The 20209-nt window shown below is 64.0% G+C and carries 17 protein-coding genes; 7 read left to right on the forward strand and 10 right to left on the reverse strand.

Going from position 1 to position 20209, the window contains the following annotated elements:
• Positions 1–55 precede the first annotated feature (55 nt).
• Complete coding sequence (locus HHL14_RS08420; RefSeq protein ID WP_169497127.1) at positions 56–1156, reverse strand: MraY family glycosyltransferase; 1101 nt, start codon at positions 1154–1156, stop codon at positions 56–58.
• Positions 1157–1578: 422 nt separating this feature from the next.
• On the opposite strand from HHL14_RS08420, the gene HHL14_RS08425 reads away from it, so the two are divergent.
• Both HHL14_RS08425 and HHL14_RS08430 read left to right on the forward strand, forming a co-directional pair.
• Positions 1579–3144 (forward strand): methyl-accepting chemotaxis protein, encoded by a 1566-nt coding sequence (locus tag HHL14_RS08425; RefSeq protein WP_169497128.1) that lies wholly within the window; start codon positions 1579–1581, stop codon positions 3142–3144.
• Between the two features lie 235 nt (positions 3145–3379).
• A complete protein-coding gene (locus HHL14_RS08430) occupies positions 3380–4933 on the forward strand; it encodes a hypothetical protein (protein ID WP_169497129.1) in 1554 nt (517 codons plus the stop codon).
• Positions 4934–5023: 90 nt separating this feature from the next.
• Here the strand turns inward: HHL14_RS08430 and galE are convergent, their stop codons facing one another.
• The 5 genes from galE to HHL14_RS08455 all read right to left on the reverse strand — a co-directional run bounded on the left by galE (position 5024) and on the right by HHL14_RS08455 (position 9675).
• Positions 5024–6046, reverse strand: a complete 1023-nt coding sequence (galE, locus tag HHL14_RS08435) for a UDP-glucose 4-epimerase GalE (protein WP_169497130.1) — start codon at positions 6044–6046, stop codon at positions 5024–5026.
• 12 nt (positions 6047–6058) lie between these two features.
• Positions 6059–7207: a glycosyltransferase family 4 protein gene (locus HHL14_RS08440; RefSeq protein ID WP_169497131.1), complete on the reverse strand. Its 1149-nt coding sequence runs from the start codon at positions 7205–7207 to the stop codon at positions 6059–6061.
• An 82-nt stretch (positions 7208–7289) separates the two neighbouring features.
• A complete protein-coding gene (locus tag HHL14_RS08445; protein WP_169497132.1) occupies positions 7290–8120 on the reverse strand; it encodes a glycosyltransferase in 831 nt (276 codons plus the stop codon).
• The gene (locus HHL14_RS08450) at positions 8117–9379 is read right to left on the reverse strand and encodes an oligosaccharide flippase family protein (RefSeq protein ID WP_169497133.1); all 1263 of its coding nucleotides are present in this window, start codon (positions 9377–9379) and stop codon (positions 8117–8119) included. The genes HHL14_RS08445 and HHL14_RS08450 overlap by 4 nt, the downstream gene beginning before the upstream one ends.
• Positions 9373–9675: a hypothetical protein gene (locus HHL14_RS08455; RefSeq protein WP_169497134.1), complete on the reverse strand. Its 303-nt coding sequence runs from the start codon at positions 9673–9675 to the stop codon at positions 9373–9375. Before HHL14_RS08455 ends, HHL14_RS08450 begins: the two co-directional genes overlap by 7 nt.
• Here HHL14_RS08455 and HHL14_RS08460 point away from each other — a divergent pair.
• The 5 genes from HHL14_RS08460 to HHL14_RS08480 all read left to right on the forward strand — a co-directional run bounded on the left by HHL14_RS08460 (position 9674) and on the right by HHL14_RS08480 (position 16400).
• Complete coding sequence (locus HHL14_RS08460; RefSeq protein WP_169497135.1) at positions 9674–11068, forward strand: phosphomannomutase/phosphoglucomutase; 1395 nt, start codon at positions 9674–9676, stop codon at positions 11066–11068. The genes HHL14_RS08455 and HHL14_RS08460 overlap by 2 nt on opposite strands.
• 295 nt (positions 11069–11363) lie before the next feature.
• Entirely contained in the window at positions 11364–12305 is a 942-nt protein-coding gene (gene waaC / locus HHL14_RS08465) for a lipopolysaccharide heptosyltransferase I (protein WP_230412971.1), read from the forward strand.
• A gap of 105 nt (positions 12306–12410) precedes the next feature.
• Positions 12411–13295, forward strand: a complete 885-nt coding sequence (locus HHL14_RS08470) for a Kdo hydroxylase family protein (RefSeq protein WP_169497137.1) — start codon at positions 12411–12413, stop codon at positions 13293–13295.
• A gap of 121 nt (positions 13296–13416) precedes the next feature.
• Positions 13417–14730: a lipid IV(A) 3-deoxy-D-manno-octulosonic acid transferase gene (waaA, locus tag HHL14_RS08475; protein ID WP_169497138.1), complete on the forward strand. Its 1314-nt coding sequence runs from the start codon at positions 13417–13419 to the stop codon at positions 14728–14730.
• Positions 14731–15167: 437 nt separating this feature from the next.
• A complete protein-coding gene (locus HHL14_RS08480; protein WP_206002248.1) occupies positions 15168–16400 on the forward strand; it encodes a hypothetical protein in 1233 nt (410 codons plus the stop codon).
• Here the strand turns inward: HHL14_RS08480 and ureG are convergent.
• The 4 genes from ureG to ureC all read right to left on the reverse strand — a co-directional run bounded on the left by ureG (position 16369) and on the right by ureC (position 20173).
• Positions 16369–17034 carry an urease accessory protein UreG gene (gene ureG, locus HHL14_RS08485; protein WP_169497140.1) on the reverse strand — a complete coding sequence of 222 codons (666 nt, stop codon included), beginning with the start codon at positions 17032–17034 and terminating at the stop codon, positions 16369–16371. The genes HHL14_RS08480 and ureG overlap by 32 nt on opposite strands.
• 73 nt (positions 17035–17107) lie before the next feature.
• Positions 17108–17788, reverse strand: coding sequence for an urease accessory protein UreF (locus tag HHL14_RS08490; protein ID WP_169497273.1), 681 nt, complete (start codon positions 17786–17788; stop codon positions 17108–17110).
• Entirely contained in the window at positions 17775–18464 is a 690-nt protein-coding gene (gene ureE / locus HHL14_RS08495; RefSeq protein WP_169497272.1) for an urease accessory protein UreE, read from the reverse strand. The genes HHL14_RS08490 and ureE overlap by 14 nt, the downstream gene beginning before the upstream one ends.
• A 2-nt stretch (positions 18465–18466) precedes the next feature.
• Complete coding sequence (gene ureC / locus HHL14_RS08500) at positions 18467–20173, reverse strand: urease subunit alpha (protein WP_169497141.1); 1707 nt, start codon at positions 20171–20173, stop codon at positions 18467–18469.
• Positions 20174–20209: the final 36 nt, after the last annotated feature.

Genomic DNA, 20209 nt, shown 5'->3' on the forward strand with positions numbered 1-20209 from the left:
CGAAAAAGGCGCCCGTGGGCGCCTTTTTTTTGATGTTTGCTTATTTGATGCTTACTTACCGCTTCGCTTTCCTCACCACCATCCACCGCGGCGACTTGAACCGCACGATGCTCATATACAGCCATACGTAAGTTGCCGCGAACACCACCACGAAGCAGAAGAGATGCAGCGTGTGCCGCCAGAACAGCGTCGCCGGCACCACCGCGATCAGGCACAGCAGCCAGAGATACGGCGACGTCAGCGAGTTGCGCCGCGTCAGCTCGCGCGCGGTGCGCGCGCCGACGGCCCAGCGCATCAGCCGCTTGTAGACCAGCATATGCAGATGCACGCCGTCGGGAATGCCCGGCGACATGCCGCGAATGAATTTCTTCCGGTAGATCGAGAAGCAGGTCTCGAAGATCGGGTACATGAAGAGCAGCACCGGATACCACGCGGACACGTCGTGATTGCGCATCACCAGCAGGATCGACAGTTCGGCGAGCATGAAGCCGATGAAGTATGCGCCGCCGTCGCCGAGAAAAATCAGCCCGGCCGGGAAGTTCCAGATGAAGAAGCCGAGCACCGCGCCCATCATCATGAACGACGCCGACAGCACGACCGGGTCGTGCACCTGGAACGCGACGTAGGCGAGCGACGCGAACATCATGAACGCGACCATCGACGCGAGGCCGTTGAAGCCGTCGATGATATTGATCGCGTTGGCGAGCGCGGCGACCGCGAGCACCGTGATCACGAACGAAACGGCCGCATACGACAGCAGGAAGTCGAGCGGCGGCACGCTGATGCGCGTGACCGCGATGTCGAGAAAGAACCACGCGAGCGCGGCGGCCGCCATCGTGCAGACGAGGCGCGCGAGCGGCGACACGCGTTTGGTCAGATCCTCCACGAGCCCCGAGCCGAATGCCGGCAGGCCGCATGCGATCAACCCCAGAATGCCGCCCGACACGGCCGGATACGCGTAATGCAGTTGCACCGCGGAGACGATCAGGCCGATCAGGATGCCGGTGCCGCCGATGCGCGGCACCGGCCGCGCGTGGAATTTCTGCACGCCGCCCAGATCGCTATCGGTCGAGAATTTTTCATGCAGATGCGCATAGCGCACGATCAACAGCGTGATCAGCAGGGAAACGAGAAAGCCGAGCGCAAAACTGAGCATGAAAGTGGGCCTGAGCGAAGACGCGGAATTATACAAACGAAACGCACGGGGACCGGCGCGTATGCGAGTGTCGAAGCTTTCAGTCGCGCGCCCAAAAAATCCCAGATAGTGAGTGAAAAACCGCCCGCTGAGGCGCGCCAGTGCTCGCTTCTCATGGATTCCCCCTATGCGGCGAACGCGCGCGACGGCCGTAATCCTGGATGCGGCGAAGTGTAAGTCGCGCGCAACAGCCGCCTGGCGATCCGCTCCGGGCGATTCGTCGAATCAGCCATCGAGTGAAGCCGTTGCACGGTGTTGTCGAGCCATCCGGTTCGGCGCGACCGTCGACGTTCAGCGATGCGTGGCGAGCTGTGTGCGCGTGCGAGTGTGAGTGCGATTGCCAACCTGTATCGCCGCATCAGGCAAGACGTTCCGGAGACCCAATGCTAAACAACATCACAATTCGTGGCGGACTGACGCTGGTGATCAGTGTGTTCGTCGCTTTCCTGCTGACGGTGATCGCCGTCGGCTACGGTGCGCTGAAGCTCGCCAACGACAGTCTCGACGACACCCAGCGCAGCGCCATGGCGCTGTCGCATCTGAAGGCGAGTTCGGAGAAGCTGCTGCAGGTGCAGCTCGCGCTGGGCACCTATCAGACGCTCTTTAGCGTCGGCAAGCAGACCGACGATCTGCTGCCGGCCGCGCACAAGGTGCTGGTCGAGTCGAACAAGGACTTCCGCAATTACATGGCTGGTCCGTTCGCGAGCGAGGCCGAACGCAAGCTTGCGCAAAGCGTCGGCGACGCGCGCGCGTCGCTCGTCGACAAGGCGATCGAGCCGGAATTCAAGGCGCTTACCGATTTCGACTTCAACACCTTCCGCAACATTCAGGGCGATACGGCGAACAGTCTCTATGCGTCGTATTCGAAGGCGATCGACGCGCTCGAAAACGCGCAGATCGACAGCCAGCATCAGCAGGCCGCGACCGGCGTGCGGCGCTTCCAGCTCGCGACGCTGCTGTTCGGCGCGATCGCGGCGATCGCGCTCGTGATCGGCGTGGTCGCGCGCATCGGTTTGTCGTCGGCGCTGATCAAGCCGGTCAACGCGACGGTCAAACATTTCGAGCGCATCGCCGCCGGCGACCTGAGCGCGACGATCAAGGTGAAGTCGCGCAACGAGATGGGGCAATTGCTCGGTGCGTTGACGCGGATGCGCGACGGCCTCGTCGATACGGTCGCGAAGGTGCGCGGCAGCACCAGTGCGATCACGCAGGGCGCGAACGAGATCGCGTCGGGCAACGCCGATCTGTCCGCGCGTACCGAGCAGCAGGCGGCCGCGTTGCAGCAGACCGCCGCGAGCATGGAGCAACTCTCCGCGACCGTGAAGCAGAACGCCGACAACGCGAAACAGGCGAACCGCCTCGCGCACGGCGCGCTCGATACGGTGACGCGCGGCGGCAAGGTGGTGTCGCGCGTCACCGAGACGATGGACGGCATCAGCGAGTCGTCGCGCAAGGTCACGGAGATCATCGGCATGATCGAAGGGATCGCGTTTCAGACCAACATCCTCGCGCTGAACGCGGCGGTCGAAGCCGCGCGCGCGGGCGAGCAGGGACGCGGTTTCGCGGTGGTGGCCTCGGAAGTGCGCAGCCTCGCGCAACGCTCGGGCGCGGCGGCCAAGGAGATCAAGGAGTTGATCGGCGAATCGGCGTCGAAGGTCGAGGAGGGCGCGTCGCTGGTGTCGGACGCGCAGAAGACGATTCAGGAAGCGATGAAGGCCGTCGAGCGCGTGACCGGCGTGATGAGCGAGATCGAGGCGTCGGCGCTCGAACAGAGCGACGGCATCGAGCAGGTCAACAAGGCAGTCTCGCAGATCGACGAAGTCACGCAGCACAACGCGGCGCTCGTCGAGCAGGCGGCGGCCGCGGCGAAGTCGCTGGAGGAGCAGGCCATCGTTCTGAAGGAGGCTATTGCGGTGTTTCGGATCGAGGAGACGGGCGCGCTCGCCTAGCGCGCTCATTTGGGGCGCTTACCTGGCGCGCTAATTTGGCACGTTCAGCTGGCGCTCATGCCGTGGTCATGCGCGGCTGCCTGCCGATGGCAGCGCGCACTTACCTTAGAATCCTGCTTTCCATTTTGATCTGCGTTTTTGCTGCCGGTAATTGCCACGCTCCTCATCGGGTGATTCGCTGAAGAGCCGCGCCGGATCATCGTAAGACGCCGAATAAAACGAAAACAGGTGTTCTATGCTCAAGGGGTTGGCCGCATTTTTCATTTCGGCGCTCTGTGTCGGACTGTTCATCATCGTGTTCGGCCAGACCTTCGCGTCCGTTCAGCTTCACGAAGTCGGCGATTTCGCGGCGAATTCGTTGCTGATTGCGGACGCGAAGCATTTGAAGCTGCTCGTTGGAAACTACTCGCGCATCGGGTTCAATCATCCGGGGCCGGCGTTTCTCTACGTGCTTGCCGCGGGCGAGATCGTATTTTTCGATCTGACGCACTGGGTCGCGTCGCCGTTTGCCGGTCAGATCTATGCGGTTGCGCTGCTTTCCGGTTTCTGGATCGCGGCAATCGGCACACTCCTGATCAAAATGCAGCGAGGGGCCGACGGAGCCGTTGCGGCGGCCCTGGTCACGACGGCTATCTTCGTCGGCGTCACCGCGTACATCAACTATCAGGCCTTCGCAGGCCCGTGGTTTCCGCATCTCTACTACTTCGCTTTCGCTGCGTTCACTGTGTCCCTCGGCGCATTGATCATGGGGCGCGCGGACGGACTTCCATTGCTTGCCGTGAGCCTGGGTTTTCTTCTGAATGGCCATGCCTCGTTTCTTGGTATGACCGTCATCATGCTGGCGTGCGCGCTGCTAGCCAATAGCTGGATTGCCATCAGGTCGGGTTCCCGTGAAAGCCAGATATTGAGCCGCCATTACCTCGCGAGCCATTTTCGAACGATCGTAGCCGCATTGGCGATCGTGGTGCTTTTCCTGATTCCTCTCGCGATCCGGACGATGCTTCATTTCCCCGGACCGCTCGCCGAATATGCGGCGTTCGGGCATGCCCACAAAGCCAATCGTGTCGTAGACGCCGTGCGCTTTGTCGGCCTGTTCTGGAGCAACGGAATCTTCGGCCTGCTCCTTGGCGCGGTGGCGTGCGCGGTCCTCGTGACCAACAAGCCCGCGCGAGAAAACGAAGGCCGTGTCGCGCCTGAGCGGGCCTTGTCGTTAGCATTGGCCTGTGCGACGGTCGCTTTCCTCTTTTATGCCGTTGTCGGCGTCGACGATTTTTCGCTGATGTATGTCGGCATCTTCTACTACGTCGTGCCGGCTCTGGCGCTCACGTTGCTGGCGAAACGTTGTCTCGACAATCTGATGGTGGTGACGCTGCCGGTCGCCGTGATCGTTTGCGTGGCCGTGGGGGCGTTCACCGCGATCCGGATTCATCAGCCGCCCGAGAACGTTTCCCAGTACAACGACCCTCGAGTTCCCGGTGCTTACGCAGCGATCCGCAATCTCGAAGCGGGCGGCGGCCCGCTGGTTTTCGATCTCGATGGCACCGCGAAATGGGAGCAGCTGTGGCCGCTTCTGGTGGGCATCGAAGCGCAGGCGAAGCGCGAGGGCAGCGTGCCGTTTTGCATCGCGCAAAACTGGCAACTGGTGTTCACTCAGGCGGCGCGTTGCTCACCTGATGAAATGAGCCGCCCGCATCGGCGCTTTCTCGTGTCGGCGGTGCCGAAGGATGGTTTGAGCGGTGCGGTGAATATTGCCGGCTTGTACTTTTATCCGCGCGAATCGGCGGAATGAAGCCGCTCGCAACATCGGACGAGCGATCACGCAGGTGTTGCCGGCCCGGCGCATTCTTCGATGATGCACCGGGCCCGCGGCTACATCAGGTCAGGCAAACCCTCGCGGATTCATCGACTGCCAGCGCCAGTGATCCGCGCACATGCGCTCGATGCCGAACTGCGCACGCCAGCCGATGATCCGCTCGGCCGCCGCCGGATCGGCGAAGCACTGCGCGACGTCGCCCGGGCGGCGCGCGACGATCTCGTACGGCACCGGCCGGCCCGACGCCTTCTCGAACGAGCGCACCACGTCGAGCACGCTATAGCCCTGACCCGTGCCGAGATTGACGACGAAGCTCGCATCGCGCTTCACCAGTGCGTCGAGCGCGGCCAGGTGTCCGCGCGCCAGATCGACCACGTGGATGTAGTCGCGCACGCCGGTGCCGTCCGGCGTGTCGTAGTCGCCGCCGAACACGCGCAGCTTGTCGAGCTTGCCGACCGCGACCTGCGCGACGTACGGCATCAGGTTGTTCGGAATGCCGGCCGGATCTTCGCCGATCAGGCCGCTCTCGTGCGCGCCAACCGGGTTGAAGTAGCGCAGCGTCGCGATGCGCCACGACGGGTCCGACAGCTCCAGATCGCGCAGCACCTGCTCGGCGATCAGCTTCGACTGACCATACGGGTTCGTGGCCGACAGCGGAAACGATTCGTCGATCGGCGAGCTTTTCGGCACGCCGTAGACGGTCGCCGACGAACTGAACACGAACTGCCTGACGTTACGGTCGCGCATCACGCCGAGCAGCGTCAGCAGACTGCCGACGTTGTTGCTGTAGTACTCGATCGGCTTCGCGACCGATTCGCCGACCGCCTTCAGCGCCGCGAAATGGATCGCGCCGGTGATCGGATGCGCGTCGAAGATCCGGTTGAGCGCTGCTTCGTCGCGCGCGTCGTCGTCGTAGAAGGTCACGGCGCGGCCGGTGATCTGCTCCACGCGTCGCAGCGATTCGCGTTTGCTGTTCACGAGGTTGTCGATCACCACGACGTCGTAGCCGCCATTGAGCAGCTCGACGCAGGTGTGCGAGCCGATGAAACCCGCCCCGCCCGTTACCAGAATCGTGCCATTCGTGGTCATGCTGTTGCTCCGTTAAAGTAAAACGCCCGTGATTTTCTGAACCAGGTCTTTATAGGTTTCGACGACCATGCGTTCGTCGAATTCCGTTGCGACTTTCTGTCGGCCGCGTTCGGCCATCGCGCGTCGTTGCGCGCCGCTCATGTCGAGCATGCGCGCGAGACTCGCGGCGAGACTATCGGCGTTGCGCACTTCGCACAGCAGACCGTTGACGCCATCGGCCACCACTTCGCGGCAGCCGGGCACGTCGGTCGCGACAATCGGCCGGCCCATCGCCGATGCTTCCATCAGCGTGCGCGGCACGCCTTCGCGATACGACGGCAGCACCACGCAATCCGCGTCGGCGATGTGCGGCCGCACGTCGTGCGCTTCGCCGAGATATTCGATCACGCCTTCCCGTTCCCACGCGGCGACTTCGTCGCGTGTGATCGCGCTCGGGTTGTCGACGCCGACCGGCCCGAGCAGCTGGAAACGCGCCTGCGGATAACGTTCGCGCAATTGCCGCGCGGCCTCGACGTATTCGCCGACACCCTTGTCCCACAGCAGCCGCCCGATCAGCACGAAGCGGAACTCCGCGCGCTCGCGCAGCGGCGTGAACGCGAACTGTTCGAGATCGACGCCTTCGCCATGCAGCAGGCGCGCGCGCTCCGGATGCACGAGCAGCTTCTGATCGACGAACGCGGATTCGTCGTCGCGATTCAGAAACCACACCTCGCGCGGAAAGCGGAACGCGAAACGATACAGTCTTTTCGCGATCTGCGCGGCGCGGCTGTGCTGGATAAACACGTAGCCGAGGCCGGTCGTGACCGCGACCGATTGCACGCCGGCCAGCTTCGCCGCGATCGAACCGTAGATGTTCGGCTTGATCGTGTAGTGAAATACGACGTGCGGACGGATCGTCCGGTATTGCCGGTACAACGCGAGCAGCGTGCGCAGATCTTCGCGCGGACTCGTGCCTTTCGATGCGACCGGCAGCTCGATGCAGCGGCAGCCCATCGCGCCGAGCAGCTCGAAGGTCCGGTCGCGCGGCGCGAGCACGGTGACGTCGACGCCGCGTCCGATCAGCATGCGGATCAGCCCTTGCCGATAGGTATAGATTGCCCAGGCCGTGTTGCAAACGAGTGTAATGCGCAGCGCGGGCGTCGACTTGAAAGAAGGCTTCATGCGGTGAAGGGCTGGGCGTTGAGTGGGACGTTGGTGAGACGCTAGTGAGACATCACGCAGGATAACGGGTCGCGCGCCAGGCTCAGTGACTCGCGCGCGGCGCGAGCAGGCTGCGTTTGAGCCGCTGCAGCGTGCGATACGGCAGCATCAGATGCAGCAGGTTCTTCGCGAGGCCCAGCCAGTCGTACGGATTGGCCACGTTGAAATAGCGCAATTGCAGGCGCAACGTCGAGCCGATCTGGCGGCGCCGCTTCGTCGCGCTGATGCCGCCTTCGTTCAGTTCGTAATACAAACCGAGCTCCGGCAGATTCGCGCAGTCGTAGCGCTCCATCAGGCGCACGAACAGATCGAGGTCTTCCGCCGAACGATACTCGGCGCGATAGTTGCCGACTGTGCGCACGGCATCGATACGCAGCATCATCGACGGATGCGCGAGGCAGGAGCGGAAAAAGCGCTGCCGGCGAATCGCCTTCGGCTCGGCCGGCGGCGTCAGCATGAAGAGCGGTTCACCCGCGCGCGTGACGACCTGGGTCCACATGCCGAGGCCGGCCACGCGCGGATGCAGCTCCATGAACGTGCGCTGCTTCGCGAGCCGCTGCGGTACCGCGCGGTCGCCGGCATCGATTCGGGCTGCGTAACGAAAGCCGCGCTGCGCGAGCGCGTCGATGCCGGTCTGCAGCGCGCGCTCGATGCCGCCGTTCTGCGCCATGCGTAGAACTTCGATTTTCAGATTCGGCAGCGCGGGCGCGACGATTGGCGGCGTGCTGCCGTCATCGACGATCAGTACGTGCACTAGCGCACTTTCATTAAACGACGCGAGCGTAAAATCCACGTCCGCCTGACCGTTGTACGCGGGCATCAGCACCGCGACATCGTCGAGCGTCATTTGCGCGGCGGCGGATAAATTCGTCATGGGCGCAATTTGAAACGGATGTAATAAAGATTAACCGACGCAGCCGCCAGATAGCCGGCCGCGAGGCCCACGAGCGCGCCGTAGGCGCCGAGTCGCGGAATCGCCAGCAGGTTGACCGCGAACGCGACGGCGAGCGCGAGCAGCCACTTGGAAAGCAGCACGAATTTAGCTTGATACTTGAGTACGACCAGATTGCCGATCGCCTCGATGCCGGCCGGCACCGACAGCCACACGGCCCAGCGGAAGATCTCGATCGCGCCTTCGAAATCCGGCCCGAACACGCGGCGGATGATGAAACCCGCGAGCAGATCGAGCACCAGCGCGCCGCTCACCATCAGCACGGCGGTCAGCGCGGTGAGCCGCCACATGTTGCGGCGCAGTTGCGCGATGCCCTGCACGCGATAGACGAACGCGGGCGCGATGGTCTGCGCGAGCATCAGCGCGAGGGTGATCCAGTTTTCGTTGAGCTGCTGGGCGGCCGAGTAGCGGCCGAGGTCGGCGAACGAGATCGCGCGCTCCAGCATCAGCCGGTCGAGTTTCAGGAACAGATACATACAGATGAGCCCGAGCCAGAACACCGTGCCCGCGCTCGCGAAATGCCTGAACAGCGATCGATCGACCTGCCAGCCGAGCTTGCCGCCATGCCGGCGCATGAAGTAGACGACCAGCACCGCGCCGATCGCCGCCGATTCGAGCGCCCACAGCCAGCCGAAGCGCGCGGGCGCGGCCGCGGCGCGCACCAGCAGATAGACGAGGCCGGCTTTGACGATCGCGGTGCTCATGCTGGTCAGCAACTGCGGCTTGCTGAAGGTCATGCTTTGCAGCCACGCGTTGATCACGCCGACGAACGGCTCGCGAAACAGCATCGTCACCGCGAGACCCGCGAGCATCGCGCCGACGAGCGGATCGAAGAAGTGCAGCGCGATCCCGAGCCATGTCAGCAGCAACGCGAGCGCCGACACCGAGAAGCGCAGCGCGAACGCACTGCCGAGCACGGTGCCGAGCTGGTCGGGCGGCCGGTTGACGATGGTCGGCACGAGGATTTCCGCGCCGCACACCCAGGTGATCGGCGAGAGCACCAGCAGCAGCGTGTTCGCGTACTGCCATTTGCCGAACGTATCGGGCCCGAAGTAGCGCGCGAGCATGCCGCTGATCGCGATCGCGACGCCGATCTGCGTAAGCCGTTCGAGCCCCAGCCAGACGATGTTCGTGAATGCGCGCGTGACGTCGGGATTGGCGAAGCGCTTGAGCGTCAGCATCCGGTGGCCGCGCGCCGCTGCGCGCCGATAAAGCGGCCTTGCGCGCTTGCGCGGGCGGCCGTCGAGGTGGCCGTCGGCGCATGCGCCCGGCCCGCCGGCAGCCGGGGCAACTTTACAAAGGGACGGCGTCTAAGCATTAGAATGGCGTTATTCAGGCTGGTCAGAAGAACGCAATTATAAGTTGGAACCGGACCGCTTCCGGCAAGGGCGCACCGCGGCGTGACAACGCCCGGTTTTACCGATTCATCGACGGTGCGCAGGTCAAAATTTTCCATTGCACGCAAGTGAGCCAACATGATCTCCAAATCCATTTTCAAGGCGTATGACATTCGCGGCGTGATCGGCAAAACGCTCGACACCGACGCCGCGCGTTCCATCGGTCGCGCATTCGGCAGCGAAGTGCGGGCGCAGGGCGGCGACGCGGTCGTCGTCGCGCGCGATGGACGTCTGTCGGGTCCCGAGCTGATCCAGGCGTTGTCCGAAGGTTTGCGCGCGGCCGGTGTCGACGTCGTCAACGTCGGCATGGTGCCGACGCCGGTCGGCTACTTCGCGGCGAGCGTGCCGCTCAAGCTCGCCAGCGGCGAGCGTCGGGTCGATTCGTGCATCGTCGTGACCGGCAGCCACAATCCGCCGGACTACAACGGCTTCAAGATGGTGCTGCGCGGCGCGGCCATCTACGGCGAGCAGATCCTCGCGCTGCATCAGCGCATCGTCGATGAAAACTTCGCGCAAGGCAGCGGCTCGTACACCGAATACGACATCTCCGACGCGTATCTCGAGCGCATCACGAGCGACGTGAAGATCGCACGTCCGATCAAGATCGTCGTCGATACCGGCAATGGCGTCGCGGGCGCGCTCGCGCCGAAGCTGTTCAAAAAGCTCGGCTGCGAACTGGTCGAACTGTTCACCGAAGTCGACGGCAACTTCCCGAATCACCACCCGGACCCGGCTCACCCGGAGAACCTCGAAGACGTGATTCGCGCGTTGAAGGAAACGGATGCGGAAATCGGCTTCGCGTTCGACGGCGACGGCGACCGCCTCGGCGTCGTCACCAAAGACGGCCAGATCATCTACCCGGACCGCCAGCTGATGCTGTTCGCGGAAGAAGTGCTGTCGCGCAACAAGGGCGCGCAGATCATTTACGACGTGAAGTGCACGCGCAACCTCGCGAAGTGGGTCAAGGACAAGGGCGGCGAGCCGCTGATGTGGAAGACCGGCCACTCGCTCGTGAAGGCGAAGCTGCGCGAAACCGGCGCGCCGCTCGCGGGCGAAATGAGCGGTCACGTGTTCTTCAAGGACCGCTGGTACGGTTTCGACGACGGCCTGTACACTGGCGCGCGTCTCCTGGAAATCCTCACGCGCGTCGCGGATCCGAGCAAGCTGCTGAACTCGCTGCCGAACTCGCACTCCACGCCGGAACTGCAACTGAAGCTCGAAGAGGGCGAGAACTTCGAACTGATCGCGCGTCTGCAGCAGAACGCGAAGTTCACCGGCGCGGACGACGTGGTCAAGATCGACGGCCTGCGCGTCGAGTATCCGGACGGCTTCGGCCTCGCGCGTTCGTCGAACACGACGCCGGTCGTTGTGATGCGCTTCGAAGCCGACAACGACGCGGCGCTCAAACGCATCCAGGACGATTTCCGCCGCGTGATCCTGGCGGAAAAGGCCGATGCGAAACTGCCGTTCTGACGGTTGACGCAGCGGCGCTTCGAGCCTCGCGGGACCGGCTCGAAGCGTCACCGCTGCTCATGAACGCGGCGCGGGCGAGATGCCCGCGCCGCGTTTTTCATGTCGCTTTTCAGGTGCGTCACCGATGACGCGCTAGAATTGCCGACCGCTGTATCCCCCGGGGGCCTGGCGCCGTGCGCCGGGTTGGGGGCTCCTTTCAACGCATCTTCGAGCCGGATCGCCGGTTTTCACACTCTTGAGCGCGCAAAAGATTCTGATCGTGAGAGTGTCGTCGCTGGGCGACGTCGTTCACAACATGCCCGTCATCGCCGATATCCGGCGCCGCCATCCCGACGCGCAGATCGACTGGCTCGTCGAGGAAAGCTTCGTCGGGCTCGTGGAGCTCGTGACCGGTGTGCGGCGCGCGATTCCGGTGTCGCTGCGGCGCTGGCGCAAGCGCATCCTGTCGGTCGACAACTGGCGCGAGATCGGCGCGTTTCGCCGCGCGCTCGCCGCCGAGAACTACGATCTGGTGATCGACTGTCAGGGGCTCATCAAGACCGCGTGGGTCGCGAGCATGGCGCGTGGGCCGCTCGTCGGCCTCGGCAACCGGACCGACGGCGCCGGCTACGAATGGCCGGTGCGCTTTTTCTACGGGCAGCGTGTGCCGATCGAGCCGCGCACGCACGTGGTCGAACGCACCCGGCAATTGGTGGCCGCGGCGCTGGGCGACCCGCCGCCGCAACCCACCGACGACATCGATTTCGGCCTCGACACCGGACGGGCGGCGCTCGCGCTGTCCCAGGCGAATCTGAACCTGCCGGTGCCGTACGTGGTGTTCGTGCACGCGACTTCACGCGCCGACAAACAATGGCCCGATACCGCGTGGATCGAGTTGGGGCAGTCGCTGGTGCGGCGGGGCGCGTCGATCGTGCTGCCGTGGGGCAGCGACGCCGAGCGCGCGACCAGCGAGCGGCTCGCGAAGGAGTTCGGCGCGGCCGCGATCGTGCCGCCGAAGCTGTCGCTGCCGGCGGTGGTCGGCCTGATCGACGGCGCGGCCGCGACCGTCGGGGTTGACACAGGTCTGGTTCACATTGCCGCGGCGCTGAAGCGGCCGACGGTCGAGTTGTACAATTTCTCGACCGCGTGGCGTACCGGCGGCTATTGGTCGCCGAACGTCGTCAATCTCGGCGCGGCCGGGCAGCCGCCAACGCTACAGCAGGTCAAGTCGGCGCTGGCCGGCTTCGGTCTGCTGTAAGCCGGGCCCGCTGTCAGCAGGAGCCCGGGTCTGCCGCAGTGCGACCGGGCTGCCGCAACCCGCCGGTGCGCTTCGCCTTGCGCACCTCCGTATCCAAGGGCGACCATGAACGAAACCCAGATCATCGAAGTAGCGAGTGCCGACTGGCACGGCTCCAACCTGTCCGTGCCGCGCGAGACGCTGCTTGCCGGCGTCGAACGCGGCAAGGTGCTGTATTTCCCGAACCTGCGCTTTGCGATCGAAGGCGGCGAGCAGGCGCTGCTCGACCCCGCGCTCGCCGATCCGAACCGCAAGAACATCAGCCTTGAGCCGAACGGCGGCGCGCTGCACGGCGTGGCCGGCGACGCGGTCACGCAATCGGCGGTGCGCGCGTTGATCGCGCGTTATCAGGCGAATGCGCGCACGCTCGTCGACGGCCTCTTCCCCGAATACAACGGCAAGCTGCGCGTGGCGCCGACGAGCCTGCGGCTGCATCAGGTCGAAACGCGCGAAACCTCGTGGCGCAAGGACGACAGCCGTCTGCACGTCGACGCGTTTCCGTCGCGGCCGAATTACGGCGAGCGCATCCTGCGCGTGTTCACCAACGTCAACCCGCACGGCGCGCCGCGCGTGTGGCGGGTCGGCGAACCGTTCGAGGACATGGCGCAGCGCTTCCTGCCGCGCATCAAGCCGCAGATGCCGGGCTCGGCGTGGCTGCTGAATCTGCTGCACGTCACGAAGTCGCCGCGCAGCGAGTACGACCATCTGATGCTGAATCTGCACGACGGCATGAAGGCCGACCTCGACTATCAGAAGACGAGCCCGCAGGAGACCATGCCGTTCCCGCCGGGCAGCGTGTGGGTATGTTTCTCCGATCAGACCTCGCACGCGGTGATGTCCGGCCAGTTCATGCTGGAGCAGACGTTCTTCCTGCCGGTCAAGGCGATGGCGCAGCCCGAGTGCGCGCCGCTTGGCATTCTCGAGCGCCTGAAGGGCAGGGCGCTGGTTTGAGCGCGGCGGTTCGTACCCTGTCCGGGCTGGCTGTGCCGGCCCGCTCGCCGCGGTATGCGGCGAACCCGCGGCGTCTGAGCCGCTTCAATTCCTTCGGTCATGTTGGCCATGCGGAGCGTCGATGCTAAGAGCGATCTATCGTGCGCTCTGGTGGCTGATTGCGCCGCTGGCCGTGTTGCGTCTGCTGATCCGTTCGCGCAGGGAGCGCGGCTATCGCGAGCATATCGGCGAGCGTTTCGGTTATTCGCGCGGACGGTTGCCCGAAGATCAGGCGCCGTTGATCTGGGTGCATGCGGTGTCGGTCGGCGAGACGCGCGCCGCGCAGCCGTTGATCGAGGCGCTGATCAAGGCACGCCCCGACGCGCGCATTCTGCTCACACACATGACGCCGAGCGGCCGCGCGACCGGCATCGAGATTTTCGGCGACCGCGTGCTGCGCAGCTATCTGCCGTACGACATGCCGCACGCGGTGCGGCGTTTTCTGCGCGCGTGGCGGCCGTCGCTCGGTCTCGTGATGGAAACCGAAGTGTGGCCGACGTTGATCGACGAATGCCGGCGCGCCGACGTGCCGCTCGTGTTGACCAATGCGCGGATGTCGGCGCGCTCGTACAAGCGCGCGGCGAAATTCGGCGGCGCAACGAAGGACGTGTTCGGCGGCTTTGCACGCGTGCTCGCGCAGAGCCCGTCCGACGCCGAGCGCCTGACGTCGCTCGGCGCGCGCAACGTCGCGGTGCTCGGCAATCTGAAATTCGACATGAGCACGCCGCCCGAACTCGCGGCGCGCGGCCATGCGTGGCGCGCGGCGATCGGCACGCGGCCGGTGTGGGTCGCGGCGAGCACGCGCGAGGGCGAAGAGGCGCTGGTGCTCGAAGCGTTCGCGGCGCTCGGCGTCGATAACGCGTTGCTGATTCTGGTGCCGCGTCATCCGCAGCGCTTCAATGAAGTGGCGGCGCTCGTCGACAAGGCGGGGCTGCGGCTTGCGCGCCGCTCGGACTGGGCGCCGGATGCGAAGGTCGCGTCGGCGGCGCTGGGCGCGGAGGGCGGCGTGCCGCCGTTGCCGCAGGACGTGGCGGTGCTGCTCGGCGATTCGATGGGCGAGTTGGGTGCTTATTACGCGGCGTCGGATCTCGCGTTTATCGGCGGCAGTCTGTTGCCGCTTGGCGGGCAGAACCTGATCGAAGCATGCGCGGTCGGCGTGCCGGTGCTGATCGGTCCGCACGTGTTCAACTTCACGCAGGCCACGGCGGATGCGGTTGCCGCAGGCGCGGCCGTGCAGGTGCAGGATCCGGCCGATCTGGCGCGCGCGCTGCGCGAGCTCTTCGGCGACAAGGCGCGGCGGCTCGCGATGGGCGGTGCGGCGTCGGCGTTCGCGGCAAGGCATCGTGGGGCGACGGTGCGTACGGTGGATGTGTTGGCGGCGTTGTTGCCGGAGTGAGGCTTTAAGCGCGTCGACGTCCAGCGGAATTTTTGCGAAGCGCTTGATTCGTGTTCAGTCAATGCTCAATCGGCCCACTCGTATCGCACGACGATTCACGAGTGGGCGTCTTGCCCGCTCCTTTGCTATGAGACGGCCTGGCCGTCGACAAATGCGGCTGAAGGCCTTGCGCGGGACGCTGCGCATCGCGACCGATTTCAACGATACCCAGCCTGACTGTCAGCACAGCAGTTAGCAATGCAAGCCATCTTCGTCCGCCTTTGTGCTTCTTGCGGCGGCGCTCCGATTCTCGTCGGGCACGGATGCATATTTCTATATCGATGGGCATGAGCGCCTCGTGAGATTTTGGTCTCACGGTAGCGCACGCGGTATCTGTTCGGCGAACACGAAAGCAGGAATTTTTATTGGATTTTGTGTGCGATGACGGGAAACGCCTCGTGCTATTTTTTCAGGCGTCCTCGTACACAAACCACAAAAGTCGTTCCTTATTCGCCATGCCCGTAGAACAGCTCCTGCACCCAAAATTCAAGGATCTACCCACGCGCTCCATTCGCGTCAGTGCTTTTACGTTTGAAGTGGAAAAGCACTTCGTGTCCGATGTGCAGTTCAGGGAGCGTTTGTCTTATCCGGAGATAAAGGAAAAAATCGAGACTGCGTTGTGGACGGCAACGAATGCGGATAGTGGGCTCAGTGCGCGCCAATGGCCGAAGTGGCTGAAAGGAAACCTGAAAAACGAGCCGAATTATTTGCGAAAGCTCGCGGAGGCGTTGTATCTCGATACGAACGTTTCGGCCATACTCGACTTCGACGCAAGCAATCGTTCGATTGGATTGTTTCTGCGGATGCTCGATGTGTTCGCTTACCGGAGCACAACGGCGAAGAGGGAGTCGAAAGACGCACGCGCCAAACGGCGCACGGCGAGAGAAGGTTTGCAAAGACTTCAGTCGGTCTGGGAAGTGGGTTATTGGCATCACATGTTCCGGTTGCGCAAGCATTGGCTGGTTCCCGGCGACGGCATATCGGACCATAGCCTGCCGTGTGCAAAGGTGCCTGTCAGACTCAGGACGGGCGTAAATCTTCCTTCAATGTTCATCAAGGAAGATCCGTCGATTATGTATTTCTATCTCCCGCCTGAACTGCTCTCACGCTATGAGCCTGATGCGCCGTTGACCGTGCTGCAATTTCTCCTGCGGTTTCTATTGCACATCGATGCTCGGACATTTGCGCCTATTCAGACGTTTGCTCTCGATCTTGCGTCGGCAAGCCTTGCCATGTCGACGCTGGCTCACTGGGACGACGAGAACATCTTTTTCCGTTGCACTGCGAAAAGGCGCGCATTTGACGCGGTAAAAGGGCTGTTCTTTTCGGATAAGAGGGCCTTCGATGACGTTGTCTCGATGATCGAAGAAGACCTTCCGTGGTTGTCCGACAGGCTTAACGACGTGAGTCATCTTCCCGGGTTGCTGGAGTCGCTCAGACAGCAGTTCGACACCGCGCTCGAAAGCTATGGAATAAGCCCGAGAAAAATCCGGCAGCTTTATTGGAACGCTGGTGCGGATTCGCTGAGCGGAGTATTCGGTACGCCGGAGGAAGCCGCCCGCATGATCGGTTTGGACTTGCTTCGAACGCGCCGGTCTTTCAAACCCTCAACAATCCCTTCTTCTCGATAAACGCAACCACCTCACCCAGCCCGTCGAGCGCCTTCAGATTGCACATCACGAACGGCCGCTCGCCGCGCATCTTCTTCGCATCCGATGCCATCACGTCGAGGTTCGCGCCGACCAGCGGCGCGAGGTCCGTCTTGTTGATCACCAGCAGGTCCGACTTCGTGATGCCGGGGCCGCCCTTGCGCGGAATCTTCTCGCCGCCCGCGACGTCGATCACGTAGATCGTCAGGTCCGATAGCTCCGGGCTGAAGGTCGCCGCGAGATTGTCGCCGCCCGATTCGATGAACACGATATCCGCGTCCGGAAAACGCGTGAGCATGCGGTCGACCGCTTCGAGGTTGATCGATGCGTCCTCGCGGATCGCCGTGTGCGGGCAGCCGCCCGTCTCGACACCCATGATCCGTTCGGCCGGCAGCGCGCCCGCTACTGTCAGCAGACGCTGGTCTTCCTTCGTGTAGATGTCGTTGGTGATCGCGACGAGGTCGTACTGGTCGCGCATCGCCTTGCACAGCATTTCGAGCAGCGTGGTCTTGCCCGAGCCGACCGGGCCACCGACGCCCACGCGCAGCGGCGGCAGCTTCTTCGTGCGAGTGTTTCGATTGTTCAGGGGAGCAGCGGGATGATGCGGTGCGTTCATGATGAATTGTCCAGTGATTCCAGTGATTCCAGTGATGCCAGGCGTGCTGGTCGTCTCGATCGCGCAATAGCGACTACGAGCGGAACAGTCGCGAATACTGCGACTCGTGGCGCGCCGACAGAATGCCGAGTTGCGGTGCGAAGGTGTTGAGATTCTCGCGCGACGTGGCGAGCGCGCGCGCGACGGCCGCGTCGATCGGTTCGCGTAGCGCGACGATGATGCGTTGGCCCGCGAGCTGGCCGAGCGGCACCGCCTTCAATGCGGCCGCCGCCTGGTTCTCGACCCAACTGAATGCATAGGCGGCGAGCGCGGCATCGACGGCGGCGTCGTGCGCGTGAACAGCGAATGCGAACGCGGTGGGCTGCGCGAGCGGCGTGATCGCGGAGAGCGTTGCGCGTCGTGACGCATCGCCCCATTCGAGCGACACGCACAATTGCCGCAGCGACCAGCCCATCTGCTCGGTTTCGCGGCGCAGTTCGGCGGACTCGCGGCTTGCGAGGAATTCGGCGTTCGCGTCGCGGAGGTCCGCGATGTCATGCGTGCGCCAGCGCTCGATCTGCTGCGCGAGGAATGGCAGTTCGCCGCGCGCGAGCACGTCGGTCAAACCACTTTCGATCCATGCGCGCGCGGAATCGGCATCGGTAATCAGTTGCGCTTCGATCGCCGCTTCGAGCCCCTGCGAATAGCTGAACGCGCCGATCGGCAGTGCCGGCGACGCGAGATGCAACAGCGCGGTGAATTCAGCGATGCGCATGACGATGCGGGTGGTGCGCGTGGCCGTGGCCGCAGCAATCGTCGTGCGAGTGATCGCCGTGGTTGTGGCCATGCTCATGCTCGTGCTTGTGCGAGTGAGCTTGCGCGGGTTCGTGCGAATACGCATGCTCATGCGAGCCCTCGTGGTCATGCGAATGCTCGTGATGCTCCCCGAACACCTGCTGCGCGAGCGCATAGTCTTCAGCGAAAGTGTCGTCGTGCCCATGCTTGTGTCCGCCGCCATACGCGCCGGTTTCCGGTTGGAACGGCAGCGCCGCCTGCTCGACCGTCGCGCCGATGCGCGTGAGCATGTCGGCGAGCACCGGATCGTATTCGAGCTTCAGATAATCGGCGCCCACTTCGACCGGCGTGTGCCGGTTACCGAGGTGATACGCGGCGCGCGTGAGCGTCAGCGTGTTCGGCGCGCGGACGTAGAGCACGGCTTCAGGCGCGGCCACCACGCGCACGAGGCCGCCGTCGTCGGCAATCAGCACGTCGCCGTCGCGCAGCACGGTGCCGCGCGGCAGCAGCACGGCGACGTCTTCGCTGTTATCGAGCGTCGCGGCGAGGCGGCTTTTGCGGCGCTCGTCGAACGCGAGGGTCAGGGTCGGCGCGCGCTTGACGAGCACCGGCGCCAGCTTCAGATGCGGCGCGAGCAGTTTGTTCAGGGTACGCATCATCAGAACAGGAAATAGCGTTGCGCCATCGGCAGCACGGTGGCCGGCTCGCAGGTCAGCAACTGACCGTCGGCGATCACCTGATAGGTTTCCGGATCGACGCTGATCGACGGACGCCACGCGTTGTGAATCATGTCGGCCTTCGTCACGCTGCGGCAGTTCTTCACCGCGACGATACGCTTCGTGAGGCCATAACGTTCGGCGACGTTCGCATCGGCCGCGAGCTGCGACACGAAAGTGAGCGACGTGCGTCCGAGAGCGCCGCCGCGCGTCGCGAACATCTCGCGATAGTGAACCGGCTGTGGCGTTGGAATCGATGCATTCGGGTCGCCCATCTGCGCCATCGCGATCATCCCGCCCTTCAGGATCAGCGACGGCTTGATGCCGAAAAACGCCGGCTCCCAGAACACCAGGTCGGCCCACTTGCCGGGCTCGATCGAGCCGACCTCGTGCGCGATGCCGTGCGTGAGCGCCGGATTGATCGTGTACTTCGCGACATAGCGTTTCGCGCGGAAATTATCGTGGCGCGCATTGTCCTCGGGCAGTGCGCCGCGCTGCACCTTCATCTTGTGCGCGGTCTGCCACGTGCGGATGATCACTTCGCCGACGCGCCCCATCGCCTGGGAATCCGAAGAAAGCATCGACAGCGCGCCGAGATCGTGCAGGATGTCTTCGGCCGCGATCGTCTCGCGACGAATCCGCGACTCGGCAAACGCGATGTCTTCCGCGATCGACGGGTCCAGGTGATGACACACCATCAGCATGTCGAGATGCTCTTCGAGCGTGTTGACCGTGTACGGCCGGGTCGGATTGGTCGACGACGGCAGCACGTTCGCTTCGCCGCACACCTTGATGATGTCCGGCGCGTGGCCGCCGCCCGCGCCCTCGGTGTGATACGTGTGGATCGTGCGGCCCTTGAACGCGGCCACCGTCGCTTCGACGAAGCCCGCTTCGTTCAGCGTGTCCGTGTGGATCGCGACCTGGGTGTCGGTGTCGTCGGCGACGGACAGGCAATTGTCGATCGCGGCGGGCGTCGAACCCCAGTCCTCGTGCAGCTTCAGACCGATCGCACCGGCCGCGATCTGTTCGAGCGCCGGCTGAGGCTGGCTCACGTTGCCTTTGCCGAGAAAGCCGAGATTCATCGGATAGCCGTCGGCGGCCTGCAGCATGCGCTCCATGTGCCACGGTCCCGGCGTGCAGGTGGTCGCGTTGGTGCCGGTCGCGGGGCCGGTGCCGCCGCCGAGCATCGTCGTCACGCCGCTCGCGAGCGCTTCCTCGATCTGCTGCGGGCTGATGAAGTGGATGTGCGTATCGATGCCGCCCGCCGTCACGATCAGCCCTTCGCCGGCGATCACCTCGGTCGACGCGCCGATCGCGATCGTCACGTCCGGCTGGATGTCGGGGTTGCCCGCCTTGCCGATCGCGGCGATGCGACCGTCCTTGATGCCGATGTCGGCCTTCACGATGCCCCAGTGATCGAGGATCACCGCGTTCGTCACGACCGTATCGACAACGTCCGCATGCACGCGCTGCGACTGGCCCATGCCGTCGCGAATCACCTTGCCGCCGCCGAACTTGACCTCTTCGCCATAGGTCGTGAAGTCGCGCTCGATCTCGATCAGCAGGTCGGTGTCGGCGAGGCGCACGCGGTCGCCGGTGGTGGGGCCGAACATCTCTGCGTATGCGCGGCGGCCAATGCGTAGTGTCATGGTGTGAGTCCGAAGCAACGAGGTTGCGGGGGAAGA

It is taken from the genome of Paraburkholderia antibiotica, from assembly GCF_012927125.1.
Classification (GTDB): Bacteria; Pseudomonadota; Gammaproteobacteria; order Burkholderiales; family Burkholderiaceae; genus Paraburkholderia; species Paraburkholderia antibiotica.

Excerpts from the sequence above, each read along its gene's own strand:
- ureC (WP_169497141.1), bottom strand. The coding sequence starts at position 20,173 with ATGACACTACGCATTGGCCGCCGCGCATACGCAGAGATGTTCGGCCCC.
- ureE (WP_169497272.1), bottom strand. The coding sequence starts at position 18,464 with ATGCGTACCCTGAACAAACTGCTCGCGCCGCATCTGAAGCTGGCGCCG.
- HHL14_RS08490 (WP_169497273.1), bottom strand. The coding sequence starts at position 17,788 with ATGCGCATCGCTGAATTCACCGCGCTGTTGCATCTCGCGTCGCCGGCA.
- HHL14_RS08420 (WP_169497127.1), bottom strand. The coding sequence starts at position 1,156 with ATGCTCAGTTTTGCGCTCGGCTTTCTCGTTTCCCTGCTGATCACGCTG.
- HHL14_RS08440 (WP_169497131.1), bottom strand. The coding sequence starts at position 7,207 with ATGAAGCCTTCTTTCAAGTCGACGCCCGCGCTGCGCATTACACTCGTT.
- HHL14_RS08470 (WP_169497137.1), top strand. The coding sequence starts at position 12,411 with ATGAACGAAACCCAGATCATCGAAGTAGCGAGTGCCGACTGGCACGGC.
- HHL14_RS08450 (WP_169497133.1), bottom strand. The coding sequence starts at position 9,379 with ATGCTGACGCTCAAGCGCTTCGCCAATCCCGACGTCACGCGCGCATTC.
- HHL14_RS08460 (WP_169497135.1), top strand. The coding sequence starts at position 9,674 with ATGATCTCCAAATCCATTTTCAAGGCGTATGACATTCGCGGCGTGATC.
- HHL14_RS08425 (WP_169497128.1), top strand. The coding sequence starts at position 1,579 with ATGCTAAACAACATCACAATTCGTGGCGGACTGACGCTGGTGATCAGT.
- HHL14_RS08430 (WP_169497129.1), top strand. The coding sequence starts at position 3,380 with ATGCTCAAGGGGTTGGCCGCATTTTTCATTTCGGCGCTCTGTGTCGGA.
- HHL14_RS08445 (WP_169497132.1), bottom strand. The coding sequence starts at position 8,120 with ATGACGAATTTATCCGCCGCCGCGCAAATGACGCTCGACGATGTCGCG.
- galE (WP_169497130.1), bottom strand. The coding sequence starts at position 6,046 with ATGACCACGAATGGCACGATTCTGGTAACGGGCGGGGCGGGTTTCATC.
- ureG (WP_169497140.1), bottom strand. The coding sequence starts at position 17,034 with ATGAACGCACCGCATCATCCCGCTGCTCCCCTGAACAATCGAAACACT.
- waaC (WP_230412971.1), top strand. The coding sequence starts at position 11,364 with ATGCCCGTCATCGCCGATATCCGGCGCCGCCATCCCGACGCGCAGATC.
- HHL14_RS08455 (WP_169497134.1), bottom strand. The coding sequence starts at position 9,675 with ATGTTGGCTCACTTGCGTGCAATGGAAAATTTTGACCTGCGCACCGTC.
- waaA (WP_169497138.1), top strand. The coding sequence starts at position 13,417 with ATGCTAAGAGCGATCTATCGTGCGCTCTGGTGGCTGATTGCGCCGCTG.